Here is an 18,753-nt window from a genome sequence, read left to right on the forward strand (position 1 = left end):
CACCTTCACCCTAAGCTGAATTGACCCGGCAAACCTGACATGCCAAAGGCCCGCAAAGCCTTTCATCTGGAGTAGCCTGATGACCGACCGCATCGAGATCGCCGGATTGCGGATTGCCCGCGAGCTGCATGAGTTCGTGGCCAGGGAAGCGCTGCCGGGCACGGAGATCGAAGCGGACGCCTTCTGGAACGGTTTTTCGGCCATCATCCATGATTTGGCGCCGAAGAACCGGGCGCTGCTGGCAGCGCGTGACGCCATCCAGGAACAGGTAGATGGCTGGTATCGCGATCACGGCGCGCCGGTCGACATGGAGGCCTACAAGGGCTTCCTGAAAGAGATCGGCTATATCGTTCTGGAGGGCCCGCCCTTCAGCGTGTCGACCGACAATGTCGACCCCGAAATCGCTGATGTTGCCGGACCGCAGCTGGTCGTGCCGGTGATGAATGCGCGCTATGCGCTCAACGCCGCCAATGCGCGCTGGGGTTCGCTCTACGATGCGCTCTACGGCACCGATGCCATCCCCGAAACGGATGGCGCCGAAAAGGGCAAAGCCTTCAATCCGGCGCGCGGCGCCAAGGTCGTTGCCTGGACGAAGACCTTCCTCGACGAGGCTGCCCCGCTCACCTCGGGCAAATGGGCCGGGGTCAACGGTCTGTCATTGGCGCAAGGCGCCCTGCGGCTAAGCGCCGGCGCCGGCTCGACGACGCTGGCCGACCCCAGGCAATTCGTCGGCTATCGTGGCGATGCCGCCAATCCCGATACCGTGCTGCTTGTGCGCAACGGCCTGCACATCGAGATCGTGATCGACCGCAACAACCAGATCGGCCGCACCGATCCGGCTGGCATCGCCGATGTCATCCTGGAATCGGCGCTGACCACCATCCAAGACTGCGAGGATTCGGTCGCGGCGGTGGATGCGCCAGACAAGGTCGTCGTCTACCGCAACTGGCTCGGCCTGATGAAGGGCGATCTGACGGAAGAGATCACCAAGGGCGGCAAGAGTTTTGTCCGCAAGCTCAATCCTGACCGCTCCTACACCGCGCCCGCCGGCGGCACGCTGACCGTGCCCGGCCGCTCGCTGATGCTGGTCAGGAATGTCGGCCACCTCATGACCAACCCGGCGATACTGGATCGCGACGGCAACGAGGTTCCGGAAGGCATCATGGATGCGGCGATGACGGCGCTGATCGCGCTGCACGATGTAGGGCCGAACGGCCGCCGCGCCAATTCCCGCGCCGGCTCGATGTATGTCGTGAAGCCCAAGATGCATGGGCCGGAGGAGGTCGCTTTCGCCGTCGAGATATTCGACCGCGTCGAGGCCCTGCTCGGTATGGCCAGGAATACCATCAAGATGGGCATCATGGACGAGGAGCGGCGCACCACCGTCAACCTCAAGGAGGCGATCCGCGCCGCAAAAGAGCGCGTCGTGTTCATCAACACCGGCTTCCTCGACCGCACCGGCGACGAGATACACACCTCGATGGAAGCCGGCCCGATGATCCGCAAGGGCGACATGAAGCAGGCCGCCTGGATTTCCGCTTACGAGGCGTGGAATGTCGACACCGGGCTGGAATGCGGCTTGGCCGGCCACGCCCAGATCGGTAAGGGCATGTGGGCGATGCCGGATTTGATGGCGGCGATGCTGGCCGAGAAGATCGCCCACCCCAAGGCCGGTGCCAACACCGCCTGGGTGCCGTCGCCGACGGCGGCGACGCTGCATGCCACGCACTATCACAAGGTCGATGTCCACGCCGTGCAGGCGGCGCTGAAGAACCGGCCGAAGGCCAGGCTCGACGACATCCTGTCGGTGCCCGTTGCGGTGCGGCCGAACTGGTCGCCCGAAGACATCCAGAAGGAACTCGACAACAACGCGCAGGGCATTCTTGGCTATGTCGTGCGCTGGATCGACCAGGGCGTCGGGTGCTCGAAAGTGCCTGACATCAACGATGTCGGCCTGATGGAAGACCGCGCCACGCTGCGTATTTCCTCACAGCACATCGCCAATTGGCTGCACCACGGCGTGTGCAGCGAGGACCAGGTGATGGCGACGATGAAGCGCATGGCTGACATCGTCGACCGCCAGAACGCGGGCGACCCACTCTACCAGCCCATGGCCGCCGATTTCACCAAGTCGATCGCCTTCCAGGCCGCTTGTGACCTGGTCTTCAAGGGCCGCGTCCAGCCCAACGGCTACACCGAGCCGGTGCTGCACGCGCGGCGGCTGGAACTGAAGGCGCAGCAAGCCTGAGGCAACGGATCGGTTTTGTCGTATTTCGCTCGACGGTGGTGAAATCGCCAGCGGCGTTGAAGGCGCGTCCGCGACTGGTGCGGCGGATGCTATTTGCTTCCGGCCACAGACAAGGCGTCAGGAAGCCGTATGGTCCAGGAGCCGGATGGTGGGATCGCGACGGTGTTCGGAGTTGACCCGATCGACGCCTTCCACCGTAATCGCGATCGTCCCGTTTTCCACTCTTGCTATCCAGCCCTTCGCTTTCAAATACCAGAGATGAAATTCGAGATGCTCTCGCGGACAGCCTGACAAGCGTTCGAGCTCCACATCTCCGATCCCGGGATTGCTGACGTCGTGCCGGCGCTTCGCGTAAAGCAGCGACAGCAGCCTGGCCTGGATCACGACATCCCGCTCGATGCCTTTGGTGCTGCTGGCTTCCTCGGCCAGCTCGTGGCGAAGGCCGGCATGGTCTCTGTACGCGATGTCGTATTGTGCGCGTTTGACCGGATCCTTGAGCGTATTGTGGGCTTCCACGATTTCACTGAAACGGGCTTCATCGCCGGTTTCGCGATTGTCTGGATGATAGCGCATCGCAAAATAGCGAAATATGCGCTCCAACGTTTCCGAATTGGCGTTCGGGCTAACTTCCAAAACTTCGTAGTAGTCAATGAACATAGCGGGCTCCCCGACCACACCATATTCGCATTGTCTAAATAAGGAATGTCAATGCGGAGGCCAAGACCTTGGTCCGACGCCGATGACATCCACGCTTTCTGGAAGAGGAAGAAAATGGCCGGCGTCCGGTCGGTGGGGCCGTTGGGTGGTGAGGGCGCCGGCCAAGCGGACAATCAGGTCCGCCGCACCGTGGAGATGATCGATTCGCGGAGGCGGTGTTATGGCGTGATCGCGGAAGGCAATGTGGCGAGGTCGGCTTGTCGGGCGGCGAGTGACCTACGCCGCCTGCGCCATCCGCTCCGAGCTCATGCGGTAGGAGATCGCTTCGGCCAGATGGATTCGGCCGACGGTTTCGCTGGCGTCGAGATCGGCAAGCGTCCGTGCCACCTTCAGCACACGGTGATAGGCCCGCGCCGAAAAGGCGAGCTTTTCGCTGGCGTCCTTGAGCAGCGACAGGCCGGCGACGTCAGGCATGGCGATTTCCTCGATGATCGACGGTGAGCAATGCGCGTTGGTGGTGGCGCGGGTGGCGCCGAGCCGCTCGAAGCGTTCGCGCTGGATGGTGCGGGCGCGTGCCACGCGCATCGCCACATCGGCGCTTTTCTCCGCCCGGTCGGGCCGGATCAAGTCGCTGGCCGAGACCGCCGGCACTTCGATCCTGAGATCGATGCGATCGAGCAGCGGGCCCGAAATGCGCGCCTGATAGTCGGTGCGGCAACGCTCGCCGCGCAGGCAGCGATAGCCCGGCTCGCCGGCCATGCCGCAGCGGCACGGGTTCATCGCCGCCACCAGCTGGATACGCGCCGGATAGGTGACGCGATGGTTGGCCCGCGCGATCATGCAGTCGCCGGTCTCCAGCGGCTGGCGCAGCGCATCGAGCGTCTGCGGCGTGAACTCGGGAAACTCGTCGAGGAACAGCACGCCGTGATGGGCCAGCGACACCTCGCCCGGCCGCGCGCGGATGCCGCCGCCGACCATCGCCGCCATCGAGGCCGAGTGGTGCGGCGCGCGGAACGGCCGCCGGTCGGTCAGCTTGCCTTCGCCGAGTTCCCCCGCCACCGAGGCGATCATCGAGACTTCGAGCAATTCCTTCGGCGCCAGCGGCGGCAGGATCGACGGCAGCCGCTGCGCCAGCATCGATTTGCCGGATCCAGGCGGTCCGATCATAAGCAGATTATGACCACCGGCGGCGGCGACTTCCAGCGCCCGCTTGGCGGTCTCCTGGCCCTTGATGTCGGCGAGGTCGGGCAAATCCAGCGCCGCGGCGTGGATGCCGGCCTCGGGGCGCGACAGCACCTGCGTGCCACGAAAATGATTGGCGATGGCAATCAGGCTGCGCGGTGCCAGAATGTCGATATCCTTTCCAGCCCAGGCCGCTTCCGGCCCGCATGCGAATGGGCAGATCAGGCCCTTGCCCTCGGCATTGGCGGCGATCGCCGCCGGCAAGGAGCCGGCGACCGCGGCAATCGTGCCGTCGAGCGACAATTCTCCAAGCACGACATAGCCGGCCAGCATGTCGCCCGGAATGGCGCCCAGCGCGGCCATTAGGCCGAGTGCGATCGGCAGGTCGTAGTGGCTGCCTTCCTTCGGCAGGTCGGCCGGCGCCAGATTGACAGTCACCTTCTTCGACGGCATCGACAGGCCGGAAGCATGCAGTGCGGCCTGCACCCGCTCGCGGCTTTCGGCCACCGCCTTGTCGCCCAGGCCGACGATGTGCATGTTGACCTTGCCGGGCGCGATCATCACCTGCACGTCGACCGGCACGGCCTCGATGCCTTGGAAAGCGACCGTGCGAACCCGCGCCACCATTTTTTGTACCCCCGGACAGTAGTTCGCCCATGCCCTGGCGATCAGGGTGTGAGCGAAGTCAAAGAAGACAACCACAGATTTCGGAGTTAAGCAAGAACATTACGAGAACATATAGCTTCACCACGGTGAGGAATTCTGCCGGCAAGGAGCGCCGTCCATAAGCTAGGCTTTGATCGGAAGCTTGAGCGCCCGCTCCGTCAAAGGCTCGCTGGCATCAAAGATGACATACCCGAGCATAGATGGCTAGAATTTGTCGAACAGGCGCTCCACCTTGCGGGCGAACATTTCCCTCTGGTCATCAGAGATGTTTTCGACGGAATATCTCGTCAGGTAGAGGTGCCTCACGTTGCGGCCGCACATAGTCTTGAGACCGCGCAGCAGCACCTTCCTTCCCGGGTTTTGCATGTACAGTTCAGTATACCACCACGGCGACCCGCATGTGGTAACAACGCCCATCCGCCGGATGTTCAATAGCGCCGGCTTGATCACGCCACCGTCTGCCGGCAACTCGTAAGCCACCCCCGGTCGCCAAACTCGATCAAAATAACCCTTCAAGATTGCGGGCATGCCTGACCACCATGTCGGAAAGCAGAAAACGCATGCCTCCGCCCATCTCAACGCGTCGATGTAAACCTGCAAGTCGCTGGGTGCCTGGGCAGGGTCAAAGTGGCCATGTCTTTCTTCGGCATGCATCACAGGATCGAACTTCATCTGATGGAGATCGAAATCAACGACCTCGTCACCCCTGGCTTTGAGGGTCTGAACGACCCGTTTGTGGAGCGCCGCCTGGTAACTGTCGGCTAGTGGATGCGCGTAGACGACATTGATTTTCATGGCGCGGGCCTTCAGGCTTCGAATTACACGCACATATTAGCCGTCGCGCAACCAAGTGGAAACAGCAAGGTCAGTGGCGGGGAGGGAAGCCCATCGCCGGTGTCGATCCGCAGCGGGCTTATACAATCGCCTGATCAAATGAGGAACATTACAAGAATATGCAGCCGCGCCGGTCGCGGCTGGGTTGTGGCCGGTTGCAGAAACCGGAACATGGTTAAGACAAAGTGAAAACGGTTACGTCCGCCGCTTGTCCTCGACCGCGTCCCAGAACAGGCTGGCGATGTCGGCGCCGCCGAAGCGCTTGACCTCGCGCACGCCGGTCGGCGAGGTCACGTTGATCTCGGTCATGTAGTCGCCGATGACGTCGATACCGACCAGGATGAAGCCGCGCTCTTTCAGCGAGGGCCCGATGCGGGCGCAGATCTCGCGTTCGCGCTCCGTCAGTTCGGTCTTTTCGGCGCGGCCGCCGACATGCATGTTGGAGCGGGAATCGTGTTCGGCCGGCACCCGGTTGATAGCGCCGACCGGCTCGCCGTCGATCAGGATGATGCGCTTGTCCCCCTTGCGCACGTCCTTGAGATAGCGCTGCACGATATAGGGTTCGCGGAACATCTGGCCGAACATTTCCAGCAGCGAGGCAAGGTTGCGGTCGGCCTCCAGCATGTGGAAGATACCGGCGCCGCCATTGCCGTACAGCGGCTTGATGATGATGTCGCCGAATTCCTTGCGGAAGGCGGCAACTTCGAGTGGATCCTTGGTGATCAGCGTGTCCGGCATCAGGTCGGCAAATTCGGTGACGAAGATCTTTTCGGGGCTGTTGCGCACCCATGCCGGGTCGTTGACCACGAGCGTCTTCGGATGGATGCGTTCGAGAATGTGCGTGGTGGTGATGTAGTTCATGTCGAAGGGCGGATCCTGGCGCAGCAGGACGACATCCATTTCCGACAGATCGGTGCGCACCTTCTCGCCCAGCGAATAGTGGCTGCCCTTCTCGTCGCGCACCTGCATCTCCTCGATGCGGGCAAACACCTTGCCGTCGCGCAGCGACAGCCGATCCGGCGTGTAGTGGAACAGCTCATGGCCGCGCCGCTGCGCTTCCAGCGACAGCGCGAATGAGGTGTCACCGGCGATCGACACGGTGGAGATGTGGTCCATCTGGACGGCGATTTTCAGCTTCATTGCGGGTCTCCGGAGGCTCGGATGGACGACTGTCTTGCCTGTACAGGCTCACTGCCCGTCTGCCAATCGCGACATTCCTAGGATTGGCACCCGACAGCCGAATGCGCTGCTTTCCTCGATCCTTCGAAACAGTCGCGGTTGCCCGTGGAAAATCGATTTCGCGATACGTTTCCTAAAGGGTTTGCTGCCAGTCTGAAAATAAATTCCGACGTCACAAAACAGGGACACCGATGCAAACTTCGTTTGGCACCGGTCAGGCAAACAGGGAGAGCACGGATCTGGCATTCACCGATCCGTTGACCGGGCTTGGCAACCATCGCCGCTTCTTCGACAAGGTCGATCGGCTGATCGCCGATCGTGCCGACGATCCCGCGCCCTTTACCGTCGGCATTCTCGACCTCGACGGCTTCAAGCCGATCAACGATCTGTTCGGCCACAAGGCCGGCGACGACATCCTGATCCAGGTCGCGATGCGGCTGCGCGCCTCGATGGACGGCCATTCCACGGTCTGCCGCATCGGCGCCGACGAATTCGCCTTTCTCTATCCCCTGGTGTTCAGCGAGGATGCAGCGGCCGAAAAGTCCCGCATGCTGATCGAGATCCTGTCGGCGCCCTATGATGTCGGCGAACGCACCGCCAGGCTTTCGGCCTCGGTCGGCTGCTCGCTGTTCTATTCGGGCGACGAGACCACCGAGATCCTCATCAACAAGGCCGAGACGGCGCTCTATCACGCCAAGCGTTCCGGCCGTGGCCGCGTCGTCGTCTACACCCGTGAGATGGAAGAGGCGGCCAAGCGCGTCACCCGCATCGAACAGGCGCTGCGCCGGGCTGTCTCGGCCGGCGAGGTCGAGCCGCATTTCCAGCCCATCGTCGACCTCAACACGCGCCGCACCATCGGCTTCGAGACGCTGGCGCGCTGGACAGATCGCGACCTCGGCTCGGTGCCGCCGACCGTCTTCATTCCCATCGCCGAGGAGCGTGGCATCATCGGCCCGTTGTCGCAGCTGGTGCTGCGCAAGGCGACCGAGGCCGCCAGAAGCTGGCCGAAGGATCTGTTCCTGTCGTTCAACTTGTCGCCATCGCAGCTCGTCGACCAGAACACCGGCCTGCACATACTGGCGATCCTCGATCGCACCGGCTTCGATCCGCGCCGGCTGGAGATCGAGATCACCGAGACCGGCCTGATGAACGATCCGGCCTCGGCGGCGCAGATCGTCGAGTATCTGCGCCGCGTCGGCATCCGCGTTTCGCTCGACGATTTCGGCACCGGCCAGTCTTCGCTCGGCCGCTTGCGCGAATTCCATTTCGACAAGCTCAAGATCGACCGTGCCTTCGTCTCTTCCATTCTCGACGACAGGCCGTCGGAACACATCATCCGCGCCATTCTCGCAATGTGCGAGGGGCTTGGCATGGACGTCGTCGCCGAAGGCATCGAGCAGGAAGCGCAGGCCGACCGCCTCGTCCAGTTCGGCTGTGCCGGCGGGCAAGGCTATCTGTTCGGCAAGCCCGTCGATGCCGACGCCACGCTCGGCTATCTCCGTGATTCCTTCCGCGGGGCCCTGCGCGCCAAGGCGATCTGACCGGCGATCTCGAAGCGGTTTGCGATCCTGGTGACTTCACCTCGGGTGTCCAGCGCGGCGTATTGTCGTTTTGTCTGACATAAGCCCTGAAATCCGGCGGTTCGCCCTTGCCCGCGCGCCTTGCGTGGCTAGGATGCGCGCCGATCACGCTGGGAGACAGGAACGATGATGCCATCGGCGCATTTTGCCGACCTCGAAGGAGCCTCGGTGCTGATCACCGGCGGCGGCTCCGGAATAGGTGCTGCACTGACCGAGGGGTTTGTGCGCCAGGGCGCCAATGTCGCCTTCATCGACATCGCCGACGGCCCAAGCACGGCCCTCGCCGACCGCATCGAGAAGGCGTTCGGCAAGCGGCCGCTCTATCTCAAGACCGATTTGCGCGACGTCGAGGCTCTGCGTGCGTCCGCCGCGAAGGCCGCCGAGGCGCATGGCGATGTCACCGTGCTGGTCAACAATGCCGCCTGGGATGAACGCCACGCCGTCGAGGATGTGACGGTCGAGTTCTGGGACAACAACCAAGCCATCAATCTGCGGCCGCATTTCTTCACCGCGCAAGCGGTGGCGCCGGGCATGAAGCGGGCCGGCGGCGGTTCGATCATCAACTTCACCTCGACATCCTATCTCATCAACCACCCTGACATGCCATCCTACACGGCCGCCAAGGCCGGTATCCTCGGCCTGACCAAGGGGCTGGCCGGCAAGCTCGGTGTCGACGGCATCCGCGTCAACGCCATTGCGCCTGGCTGGGTGATCACCGAGCGGCAGAAGGAGCTCTGGGTGACCGAACAGGGGCTTGCCGCCCATGTCGCCAAGCAATGTATCAAGCAGGTGATGCAGCCCGACGACATCGTCGGCACCGTGCTGTTCCTCGCTTCGGACGCGTCGCGCATGCTGACCGCGCAGATGCTGGTCGTCGATGGAGGTTTCCTGTGAGCCAAGGGTTTGCCGGCAACGCACCGGCGGTCGCCGCCGTCGACTGGGGCACGACCCGCATGCGGGTCTGGCTGATCGACGGGCAAGGCAAGGTGCTTGCCGAACGCCGTGGCGATGATGGCCTGATCACGGCGCAGCAGAAGGGCTTTTCGACCATTCTCGAAGGACATCTGGCAGCCATGGGAGCGCCGCAAGCGTTGCCCGTCATCATCTGCGGCATGGCCGGATCCCGCCAGGGCTGGCTCGAAGCGCCCTATGTCACCGTGCCGGCGCCGCTTAGCGCCATCCTTGCTGGTGCTGCCAGCGTGCCCGGCCAGAGCCGCGACATCCGCATCGTTCCGGGCCTTGCCCAGCGGCTGGCCGATGCGCCCGACGTCATGCGCGGCGAGGAAACCCAGCTTGCCGGCGCCGGCCTGCCGCCCAAGGGGCGCCAGCTGGTCTGCATGCCCGGCACCCATTCGAAATGGGTGCTGGTCGAGGACGGTACTGTCACCGGCTTCGGCACCTGGCCGACCGGCGAGCTGTTTTCGGTGCTTGCCGCGCATTCGATCCTGCGCCATTCGCTCGGCGAGCAACCCAAGCCGGTCACATCGGACAATCCGTTCTTCCGCCGCTGGTGCGAAACCGCATTGGCCGATGGTGGCGATGTCACCTCGCGGCTGTTTTCCATCCGCGCCGCCGGCCTGCTGCAGGATTTGAAAGCCGACGATGCCGCCGCCTGCCTGTCCGGCCTTCTGATCGGCGGCGAGATCGCCTCCGCCAGCCGCCGGCATGGCGCCGGCGCCGAACCCGTGGTGCTGATTGCGTCCGGCGCGCTGGAAACGCTGTACAGCGAGGCACTTGGCCTTGCCGGCCTCGAGGTTCGGGCCGTCGACGCCGACGAGGCTGTGCGTGCAGGTCTCGTCGAGGCGGCGCGTGAGAACGGCATGATCGCTAGAATTGGAGCAGCCCGATGAGCCAGACCGCACCGTTTCCAAAACTCAAGCGCGGGCTGGTCGCCATCCTTCGCGGGCTCAAGCCCACCGAGGCGATGGCCATGGGCCAGGCGCTGTTCGACGCCGGCATCGAGGCGATCGAAGTGCCGCTGAACTCACCGCAACCGTTCTCGTCGATCGCCCGCATCGTCCAAGTGCTGCCGAAAACGGCGCTGGTCGGCGCCGGCACAGTGCTGACGCCAGCCGATGTCGATGGTCTGCACAAGGCGGGCGGGCGGCTGCTGGTCAGTCCCAACATCGATGCCGAGGTCATGGCGCGCGCCATGCATTACGGCATGGTGACGATGCCCGGCGTGTTCACGCCGACCGAAGCCTTGCTGGCGATCAAGCTCGGCGCCTCAGCCCTGAAATTTTTCCCGGCGAGCGTGCTGGGTGCCGGCGGCATTTCAGCGATGCGCGCTGTGTTGCCGGCGCAGACGCTGGTCGGTGCCGTCGGCGGCGTCTCCGAAAAAGATTTTGCCGGCTACAAGGCGGCCGGCGTTACCGCCTTTGGACTGGGATCCAGCCTGTTCAAGCCGGGCATGAGCGTCGACGAGGTGGCCGCGCGGGCCGAGGCGGCGGTGACAGCCTGGGATGCGGCGTTCGGAGAAGCAGGATGAGCGAAGCGATCGTTTCGGTTTTTTCCGACCACGTCTGCCAGCTCGGCGAAGGGCCGAGCTACGATCCCGCCACCGATACGCTGTATTGGTTCGACATCGTCAACAGCCAGCTCCTGGAAAAGCGGCTGTCCGGCGGCGCGACCACCGTCCATGAGCTTGGCCAGATGGCGAGCGCCATCGCCGTCATCGACGACAAGCGCCAGCTTATCGCCGCCGAGACCGGCCTTTATGTGCGCGACGTCGCGACCGGCAAACTGACGCTGCACACGCCTGTCGAGGCCGGCAATCCGGTTACGCGCTCCAACGATTCCCGGGTCCACCCCTGCGGCGCCTTGTGGATGGGCACCATGGGCAAGGGCGAGGAAAAGGGTGCGGGTTCGATCTACTGGTTTTTCAGAGGCGAACTGCGCCGGCTGTTTTCGGACATCACCGTCTCCAATTCGATCTGTTTTACCGAGGATGGCGCAATCGCCTACTACACCGACACCTCGACCGGGCTGCTGATGCGCGTCGCCTGCGACCCGGCGACCGGCCTGCCTGCCGGTGAGCCAAAGCTGTTCGTCGATCACCGCTCGGCCAAGGGCTATATTGACGGATCCGTGCTCGACCGCGACGGCATCCTGTGGAACGCCGTCTGGGGCGGCAGCGTCATCGAAGCCTACGGACCCGACGGCAAGCTCGTCCGCACGGTCGCCATGCCGGTGACGCAACCGTCCTGCCCGGCCTTTGTCGGCGCCAAGGCCGACCGGCTGGCGGTCACCTCCGCCTGGTCGGGCAAGGATGAGAAGCAGCGTCTGCTGGATCTGCAGGGCGGCATGACCTTTCTGCTCGACATTCCCGTCAACGGCCGCTTCGAGCCGCGCGTGCTGATCGCCTGAGCGAACTGGATTCTGCGGTTGGACGGTGCGTTGTCACGCAACCGCCCGCGCCATGTCGGTTTCACGAGAGCCTGACGCCTTGACCATGCGATGGTAGGCAATCCTACTGCCGGGGATCGTCATCTCATGCCCAGCCGCAAGCCGAAACTGATCCTCGTCCATGAGCCGGAAAAGGCCTGCCTGGACCGTCTGGTCGCCGACGGTCATGCACCGCAGCGCGCCGGCGAAATCGCGTCCTATCTGGCGCAGTCGACCGACCTCGCCCCCGAATTCGACGTGCTTGGCCGTGCCTGCCAGGCACGCGGCCTGTCGTTCAGGCCGGTGGCGCTGGACGAGGCCACCGGCGTGCTCGCCGGCGAGCATCCCAGCACAACGCTGGTCTGGACGCTGACCGACGGCATCGCCTATTTTCGCGGCGGCGCGGCGCCCGCTCTGGCGCGATTGGGCGGTTTCAAGACGATCGGCGCAGATGATGCGCTGTTCGCGCTCTGCCAGGACAAGTTCCGCTCCGGCGCCGTGCTCGGCGCACTCGGCCTGCCGGTGCCGCAGGCCGGGCTTGCGCGCGACGGCCAATGGCTGGTCGAGCCGCCGGCCTCGCCCGCCGGCTGGTTCGTCAAGCCCAACCGGCTCGGCGCCAAGATCGGCATCTGGCCGGATTCGCGCTGTTGCGATCTCGCCCACGCTTTGGAACTCAGCCGGCGCGTCTTTTCGGCCTATCGCGGCGATGTCGTCGTCCAGCCCTATGTCGCCGGCCGCAACGTGCGCGCCAGTTTCCTCGGCCTGGTGCCAGGCGCCGGGGTCGAAGCGCTTGGCGTGGCTTTTGTCGATTCAGGCGCCGATTTCCAGACCATGGCGGACAGCCTGGCGCTCTACGGCGACACCGGCGAGGCAGCGAAGGCGGAGGGACATTACGCCGAACCGGAGCTCGTTGCGGTTGCCGACAGCCAGCCGGCCGCCGACGCCACGATACGTGCGATCGCCGGGCGGCTGATGAGCGGGCTCGGCCTGCGCGATGTGTTTTCCATCGATCTCAGGGTCGAGGCCGACGACACCGTCCACCTCATCGAGTTCGAGGTTTGCCCCGGCCTGCCCTGCTTCGATTTTCGCGCCTATTGCCGCCAGCAATGGGGCCTCGATCTGGCCGACGCCATGGCCGAAACTGCGGCCAGCCGGCTGACCGGTGTCGACCGATAGCTGTGCGCCTTGTGTCGGCGGGCTAACCAGCAGACGCTACCCGCCAGGCATTCGCTCGGCCGCCTGCAAGGACGGATCCATCTTGTCCCAGGCATGGCCGTGGCTCGTGTAGGTCACCATCTGCGGGCTGAACTGTTCCGGATCGTCGAGGCTGGCCGCGTGGACCGCTATGAATTCCGGCATGGCGACGGATATCAAAAAGACCGGCGTTCCGCAGGTTGGACAGAAGGTGTGGATTTTTTCATTGCCGCTGGCGCCCGCCACGCGCCAGGTGCTCACCTCCCCGGTAATTGCCATATCGGTGCGCTGGCCGAAGGTCAGGTAGGATCCGTGGCCGGTGCCTGAGCGCTTCTGGCAATCGCTGCACTGGCAGTGGTTCTGGAAGATCGGCTCGTCATTGGTTTCGTAACGGATCGCGCCGCATGCGCAGCCGCCGGTATAGCGTTTGGTCATCGTTATTCTCCCGCGGCGATCAGGGCTGATTTCGGCTTGGCGAAAATGTCGATGCCGCTGCCGGTTTCGAGGAAGGATTTCATGCTCGACAGCACCGCCGGCCAGCCCTGGCTGACGCCTTTCGCCATGCCGCTACCGGCTTCGAGTTCGTCATGGCTGACGGTCAGCCGCACCATGGTGTCGTATTCCTCGATGGCGAACGTCACCCGGCTCGTTTTTGACGGATCGTCGGCCTGCGAAGCGTTCGCCCAGGTGATGACGAGGCGGGTCGGCGGCGAAACCTCGACGACATTGCCGACGAGTTCGACGGTCCGTTCGTCATTGGCGCGGATATGCTCCCATTTCGAGCCCGGCGTCCATTCGGAGACGTTCTCGTGACCCCAGTAGCGCTTTGCGACATCGGGCTTGATTATGGCCTCGAACACCTTCTGCGGCGTCGAGCGGATATAGGTCACGTAGACAAAGCTGGTCGTTTCCCTGGTCATTGGTCTTCTCCTTCGAGTTCTTGCTTCAGGTCGTGCAGCAGGCTGAGCCGCTGCCGTTCGAATTTCCGTACCCAGCGCTCGTAGACTTCGTGCAAGGGCACGGGATTGATGAAATGCAGCTTTTCGCGGCCGCGCTTGACCGTGCTCACCAGATTGGCCGCCTCCAGCAGATCGAGGTGCTGGGTGGCGGATTGCCTGGCCATGTCCAGGTTTTCGCAAAGCTGACCGAGCGTCTGCCCGTTCTGCTCGCACAGAAGGTCAAGCAGCCTTCTGCGTGTCGGGTCGCCCAGCGCTTTGAAAACCTTGTCGGCGTCCATCTGCCTCACTCTGTTGTAAGGCATAATATGCAGGTAAATACCTGCATGTCAACCTACAGTTCGCCCCGCATCGCAAGACTGGATGCGGCTATTCGGACTCGGACGTTGATTGCGCGATGGGCCGCCCCGGCCATGTACCTGATGTCGGAGCCCTGCTTAGCGGCGCCAAACTGCGGACGTAAACCTGCAGGATTTCGTCTGAAGTCCTGCTACTAGCGCTGCAGCAGGGATTTGACAGGATGCCTATCGACGGCCGAGATTTCATCGTTCGTTGGTGGACCATCCTAAGCGTTCGAGATTGGCCGAAGCCTCCCAACTTCGTCATCCTAGGGCGAAGCAGGAGCGAAGCTCCGTCGCGGAGACTCTGGGATCCATGCCGCGACCTTGGCCGAAGAATGCAGCGGAGCAGAATTCTACACCGCTGCAACGCTTTGAAGTCGCGGCATGGATCCTCGGGTCTGCGCTGCGTCGCTACGCTCCTTGCTTCGCCCGTGGATGACGAAGGCGCTGGGCGTTTGCGGCAATCGCCAAGGTATGCCGTCCGTCACACCCGCGATTCGTCAAAACTGCTCGAGGCGGATTTTAGGCGCCCTCGACCAGAACGATCTCGCCGTCGGCGACCTTCTGACGGATGGCGACGGCGCGCTGGTATTCCGGCGAATGGTAGCAATCATGCGCGGCGGCGAGCGATTCGAACTCTATGATGACATTGCGTGCCCGGCCGGGGCCTTCGGCCTTTTCATGCTCTCCGCCGCGCGCCAGAAACTTCGCGCCGAAGCGCTCGAAGGCAGGCTTGGCGGCGGCGACGTAGTCCTTGTAGCCTTCCGCGTCGCGCACATCGACACGGGCGATCCAGTATCCCTTGGGCATTTTCTTGGTCTCCGAACTTGTTCTTGGAAATCTCAGGCCGAGCGCATCTCGTCGAGGATGGCTTCGGCCGCTTCCCGTTTGTTGGCCGCAGCAATGATAGGCCTGCCGACGACGAGGTGGCTGGCGCCGTTGCGGATCGCCTGGCCCGGCGTCACCACGCGCTTCTGGTCGCCATGATCGCTGCCCGCCGGCCGGATGCCGGGCGTCACCACCGCCATGTCGGGGCCGACGATGCGGCGCACCGCTTCGGCTTCCGCGGCCGAGCAGACGATGCCCCCCATGCCGGCATGCAGCGCCTGTTCCGAGCGCCGCAGCACCAGCGTATGCGGGTCGTACTCATAGCCGACGTCGATCATGTCCTGCTCGTCCATCGAGGTCAGCACGCTGACCGCAAGCAGGCAAAGATCGCTGCCTCTGGCCGCCTCTACGGCGGCCTGCATAGCCTTCGGGTAGGCGTGGATGGTCAGCATGGTCATGCCCATCTTGACGATGTTCTCGACGCCCTTGGCCACCGTGTGGTCGATGTCGAGCAGCTTCATGTCGAGGAAAACCTTGGTGCCGCCGCTGGCCAGTTCCCTGGCGAAATCGAGCCCGCCGGCGAAGGCAAGCTGGTAGCCGATCTTGTAGAAGGAGACGACGCTGTCGAGTTCGCGCACCGCCTGCTCGGCCTGCCTCACGGTCGGGACATCGAGGCCGACTATCAGTCTTTCCTGCATGGATCGTGCCTGTATGGATTGTGCCTGCATCGTCGTTGCGATCACGCCTCGATCCGGGTGGACAGCATGCGCGAGGTTTCGATCAGGGTGCGGCATAGGTGCTCCATCGATTTGTGCAGTCTTTCGTCACGGAAGTTTCCATCCTCGTCGAAGGCGCCGCCGCCGTCGGGCACCGAGCATTCCGGCGTCACCACCTCCATCTGGCAGCGCACCAGCACCGCGCGCAGATGGTTGATGCAGCGGATGCCGGCAAAGTGCCCGCTGGAGGACGAACAGAGGCCGGCGACCTTGCCGGCCAGCGGCCTCACCGGCCGGCCGCCATCCCTGCGCACCCGGCTCACCCAGTCGATCGTGTTCTTGAGCAGCGGCGGAATGGAGCCATTATATTCGGGCGTGGCGATCAGCAGCCCGTCATGGGCGATCACCAGACGGCCAAGTTTCTGGGCGTTTTCAGGAACGCCTTTTTCCTTTTCCAAATCCTCGTCCATGATCGGCAGGGGGTAGTCGGCAAGCGAGATGCGGGTCACCTCGGCGCCCTGCATGGCGAGTTCCTTCTGCGCCACGTCGGCGGTCCTGCCGCTATAGGCGCCGCTGCGAACCGAGCCGGCGAAGACGAGGATTTTCGGGATCACTGCCATTGGCCACCCTTGTTCCCGGACAGGTACAGCCAAGGATCGAGCAAATCAACGCCAACTTCGTCATCCTTGGGCGAAGCAGGAGCGAAGCTCCGTCGTGGAGACCCTGGAATCCATTCCGTGACAGCTATCCAGGAGTGCAGCGGAACAGAATTCTGCGCCGTAGCGGCGCTCGGAAGTCGCGGCATGGATCCTCGGGTCTGCGCTGCGTCGCTGCGCTCCTTGCTCCGCCCGTGGATGACGAAGCGAGGGACGTTCCCGCCATCGCCAAGGTATGCGGTGAGCACTGGCGATCCGCGAACAACCCTGCGCCGAGAAATTAATGCGCTTCGCGGCGGTAGATCCACAGCTGGGTCGGCGGGATGTTGCGGAGGATGAAATCGAAATGCTTGACCGTATAATTGCCACGGCCGGCCGGGATCGGCGACATCGGGCCGTAGGTCAGCTGCACGATCGGCCGTCCGGCCGGGATGCGGTCAAGCAGGCTTTCGATATAGGCAATGCGCTGGGCGACCGGGAAGTTGAGCAGCGGCACGCCGGAAACGACGGAATCGAAGATCATCCCGCTCTTGTCGCCAAGCGTGGCGTTGAGGTTGAAGGCGTCGCCCTCGATGACGTTGACGCCGGGATAGAGTCGCCGCAGGTGACGGACGAAATCCGTGGAATACTCGACCGCGTAGAGGTTCTCGGGCCGCACGCCCTGGGCGAGGATGGCGCGGGTGATGACGCCGGTACCGGGACCGACCTCGAGCACCGGCAGGCCGGATTTAGGATTGACGATCGACGCCATCTTGCGCGCGGTGACCGAACTGGTCGGCACGATCGAACCAACCGCCTTCGGCTTGTCGATCCAGCCCTTGAAGAATTTGAGTTCGTCGTCGAACTTTTCGACAAGCGCCTTCCGCAGTCCAGGGCCACGTGTCATGCAAGCTCTCCTCAGCGCTCCCCGCAAGTTACTTAGCACCTGAGCGGTGCTAGGCAAGGCGCGGCCGGACGCATGTCGTGGATAAGATAATTTTCGTCGCGTCTCAAGGGGTGACGAGATTCAAGGATTTACGCGTTGCAAATCGGCTTGGGCGGGCCAAAGTGCATCAACGTTCGCCGAACGACTCGAAGAAATCCTTCATGCGGGCGAAAAAGCCGCTCGATTGTGGCGAATTGTCCTGCGAGGAGAGCTGTTCGAACTCCTCCAGCAGTTCGCGCTGGCGGCGGGTGAGGTTCTGCGGCGTCTCGACCGCGGTCTGGATGTAGAGGTCGCCGATATTGGGCTGGCGCAGCACAGGCATGCCCTTGCCTTTGAGGCGGAACTGGCGCCCGTTCTGCGTGCCTTCGGTCACCTTGACCTTGGTCTGCGTCCCGTCCAGCGTCGTCACCTCGAAGGAGCCGCCAAGGGCGGCTGTGGTCATCGAGATCGGCACCTTGCAATACAGGTCGGCGCCGTCGCGTTGGAAGAACTCGTGCGGTTTGACCGCCAGGAAAATATAGAGATCGCCCGATGGCCCGCCGCGCAGGCCGGCTTCGCCCTCATTGGCAAGACGGATGCGGGTGCCGTCCTCGATGCCGGCCGGGATGTTGACCGACAGCGAACGCTCCTCGGTGACGCGGCCCTGGCCGGCGCATTTCGGGCACGGATCCTTGATCGTCTGGCCGCGCCCCTGGCATTGCGGGCAGGTCCGCTCGATCGAAAAGAACCCTTGCGTGGCGCGCACCTTGCCGTGGCCGTTGCACATCGAGCAGGTAACAGGCTGGGTGCCGGGCTTGGCGCCGCTGCCCGAACATTCAGAGCAGGAGATCGACGCCGGCACCCGGATCTGCGCGGTCTTGCCGGCAAAAGCCTCTTCCAGGGTGATTTCCATGTTATAACGCAGGTCGGCGCCGCGCTCGCGGCCGCCCGACGAGCGGCGCTGGCGCCCGCCCATCATGTCGCCGAAAATGTCCTCGAAGATATCGGCGAAACCGCCGGCGCCGAAACCTTGCGCGCCGCCATTCATTCCGCCCTGTTCGAAGGCGGCGTGGCCGAAGCGGTCATAGGCCGCGCGCTTCTGCGGGTCCTTCAGCGTCTCGTAGGCTTCGTTGATTTCCTTGAACTTGTGCTCGCAGGAATGATCGCCGGGGTTGCGGTCGGGATGGAACTGCATGGCGAGCTTGCGGAAAGCGCTCTTGAGCTCCTTCTCGTCGGCGCCTTTTTGGACGCCCAGCGTCTCGTAGAAATCAGCTTTCATTTTTTCCCGCTGTCCGGATGCTCAACGTCTTGAAGCATTGTTGCGTCTCTTGCCGGCACTGACGCTTCGATTTAGGTGCGATGGAAGGGGGATGCCAGTGTCGACGCGGCTTTGCCTGCATTTTTTCAGCAAGGCCCGCTGTTTTTCTG

General features: G+C 63.5%; 19 protein-coding genes. 7 read left to right on the forward strand and 12 right to left on the reverse strand.

The window, feature by feature from the left end; translation table 11 throughout:
* Positions 1 to 79 precede the first annotated feature (79 nt).
* Positions 80 to 2,248 (forward strand): malate synthase G, encoded by a 2,169-nt coding sequence (locus tag NKH95_RS28455; protein ID WP_352797310.1) that lies wholly within the window; start codon positions 80 to 82, stop codon positions 2,246 to 2,248.
* Between the two features lie 117 nt (positions 2,249 to 2,365).
* Here the strand turns inward: NKH95_RS28455 and NKH95_RS28460 are convergent, their stop codons facing one another.
* The 4 genes from NKH95_RS28460 to gshB form a co-directional block, all read right to left on the reverse strand.
* Positions 2,366 to 2,905, reverse strand: a complete 540-nt coding sequence (locus NKH95_RS28460) for a J domain-containing protein (protein ID WP_352797307.1) — start codon at positions 2,903 to 2,905, stop codon at positions 2,366 to 2,368.
* 276 nt (positions 2,906 to 3,181) lie between these two features.
* Positions 3,182 to 4,714: a YifB family Mg chelatase-like AAA ATPase gene (locus tag NKH95_RS28465; protein WP_352892722.1), complete on the reverse strand. Its 1,533-nt coding sequence runs from the start codon at positions 4,712 to 4,714 to the stop codon at positions 3,182 to 3,184.
* 243 nt (positions 4,715 to 4,957) lie between these two features.
* Entirely contained in the window at positions 4,958 to 5,548 is a 591-nt protein-coding gene (locus tag NKH95_RS28470; RefSeq protein ID WP_128305158.1) for an NAD(P)H-dependent oxidoreductase, read from the reverse strand.
* Positions 5,549 to 5,782: 234 nt separating this feature from the next.
* Positions 5,783 to 6,727, reverse strand: coding sequence for a glutathione synthase (gene gshB, locus NKH95_RS28475; RefSeq protein ID WP_352442625.1), 945 nt, complete (start codon positions 6,725 to 6,727; stop codon positions 5,783 to 5,785).
* A gap of 230 nt (positions 6,728 to 6,957) precedes the next feature.
* On the opposite strand from gshB, the gene NKH95_RS28480 reads away from it, so the two are divergent.
* From NKH95_RS28480 to NKH95_RS28505, 6 genes are all read left to right on the forward strand, one after another.
* Positions 6,958 to 8,307, forward strand: coding sequence for a putative bifunctional diguanylate cyclase/phosphodiesterase (locus NKH95_RS28480; RefSeq protein ID WP_352893956.1), 1,350 nt, complete (start codon positions 6,958 to 6,960; stop codon positions 8,305 to 8,307).
* Between the two features lie 165 nt (positions 8,308 to 8,472).
* On the forward strand, positions 8,473 to 9,240 hold the full coding sequence (locus tag NKH95_RS28485; protein ID WP_023814196.1) for an SDR family NAD(P)-dependent oxidoreductase: 768 nt from the start codon (positions 8,473 to 8,475) through the stop codon (positions 9,238 to 9,240).
* On the forward strand, positions 9,237 to 10,196 hold the full coding sequence (locus NKH95_RS28490) for a 2-dehydro-3-deoxygalactonokinase (RefSeq protein ID WP_352442624.1): 960 nt from the start codon (positions 9,237 to 9,239) through the stop codon (positions 10,194 to 10,196). The genes NKH95_RS28485 and NKH95_RS28490 overlap by 4 nt, the downstream gene beginning before the upstream one ends.
* A complete protein-coding gene (locus NKH95_RS28495) occupies positions 10,193 to 10,834 on the forward strand; it encodes a 2-dehydro-3-deoxy-6-phosphogalactonate aldolase (RefSeq protein ID WP_352442623.1) in 642 nt (213 codons plus the stop codon). The genes NKH95_RS28490 and NKH95_RS28495 overlap by 4 nt, the downstream gene beginning before the upstream one ends.
* Complete coding sequence (locus NKH95_RS28500) at positions 10,831 to 11,712, forward strand: SMP-30/gluconolactonase/LRE family protein (protein ID WP_352673151.1); 882 nt, start codon at positions 10,831 to 10,833, stop codon at positions 11,710 to 11,712. Before NKH95_RS28495 ends, NKH95_RS28500 begins: the two co-directional genes overlap by 4 nt.
* Before the next feature lie 126 nt (positions 11,713 to 11,838).
* Positions 11,839 to 12,906 (forward strand): D-alanine--D-alanine ligase family protein, encoded by a 1,068-nt coding sequence (locus NKH95_RS28505; protein ID WP_352893958.1) that lies wholly within the window; start codon positions 11,839 to 11,841, stop codon positions 12,904 to 12,906.
* A 36-nt stretch (positions 12,907 to 12,942) separates the two neighbouring features.
* On the opposite strand, the gene NKH95_RS28510 is transcribed toward NKH95_RS28505, so the two are convergent.
* The 8 genes from NKH95_RS28510 to dnaJ form a co-directional block, all read right to left on the reverse strand.
* Entirely contained in the window at positions 12,943 to 13,359 is a 417-nt protein-coding gene (locus NKH95_RS28510) for a GFA family protein (protein WP_128305150.1), read from the reverse strand.
* Between the two features lie 2 nt (positions 13,360 to 13,361).
* Positions 13,362 to 13,844, reverse strand: a complete 483-nt coding sequence (locus NKH95_RS28515; protein WP_128305149.1) for an SRPBCC family protein — start codon at positions 13,842 to 13,844, stop codon at positions 13,362 to 13,364.
* On the reverse strand, positions 13,841 to 14,161 hold the full coding sequence (locus tag NKH95_RS28520; protein WP_056592605.1) for an ArsR/SmtB family transcription factor: 321 nt from the start codon (positions 14,159 to 14,161) through the stop codon (positions 13,841 to 13,843). The genes NKH95_RS28515 and NKH95_RS28520 overlap by 4 nt, the downstream gene beginning before the upstream one ends.
* A gap of 582 nt (positions 14,162 to 14,743) precedes the next feature.
* A complete protein-coding gene (locus NKH95_RS28525) occupies positions 14,744 to 15,031 on the reverse strand; it encodes a DUF1330 domain-containing protein (RefSeq protein WP_023762651.1) in 288 nt (95 codons plus the stop codon).
* Between the two features lie 32 nt (positions 15,032 to 15,063).
* Positions 15,064 to 15,777, reverse strand: a complete 714-nt coding sequence (gene pyrF / locus NKH95_RS28530; protein WP_352893973.1) for an orotidine-5'-phosphate decarboxylase — start codon at positions 15,775 to 15,777, stop codon at positions 15,064 to 15,066.
* An 11-nt stretch (positions 15,778 to 15,788) separates the two neighbouring features.
* A complete protein-coding gene (locus tag NKH95_RS28535) occupies positions 15,789 to 16,385 on the reverse strand; it encodes an NADPH-dependent FMN reductase (RefSeq protein WP_023814188.1) in 597 nt (198 codons plus the stop codon).
* A 316-nt stretch (positions 16,386 to 16,701) separates the two neighbouring features.
* Positions 16,702 to 17,307, reverse strand: coding sequence for a phospholipid N-methyltransferase PmtA (gene pmtA / locus NKH95_RS28540; RefSeq protein ID WP_128305147.1), 606 nt, complete (start codon positions 17,305 to 17,307; stop codon positions 16,702 to 16,704).
* A 166-nt stretch (positions 17,308 to 17,473) separates the two neighbouring features.
* Entirely contained in the window at positions 17,474 to 18,604 is a 1,131-nt protein-coding gene (gene dnaJ, locus NKH95_RS28545; protein WP_023810873.1) for a molecular chaperone DnaJ, read from the reverse strand.
* Positions 18,605 to 18,753 lie beyond the last annotated feature (149 nt).

The organism is Mesorhizobium sp. M0848, assembly GCF_040319805.1.
Taxonomy (GTDB): domain Bacteria; phylum Pseudomonadota; class Alphaproteobacteria; order Rhizobiales; family Rhizobiaceae; genus Mesorhizobium.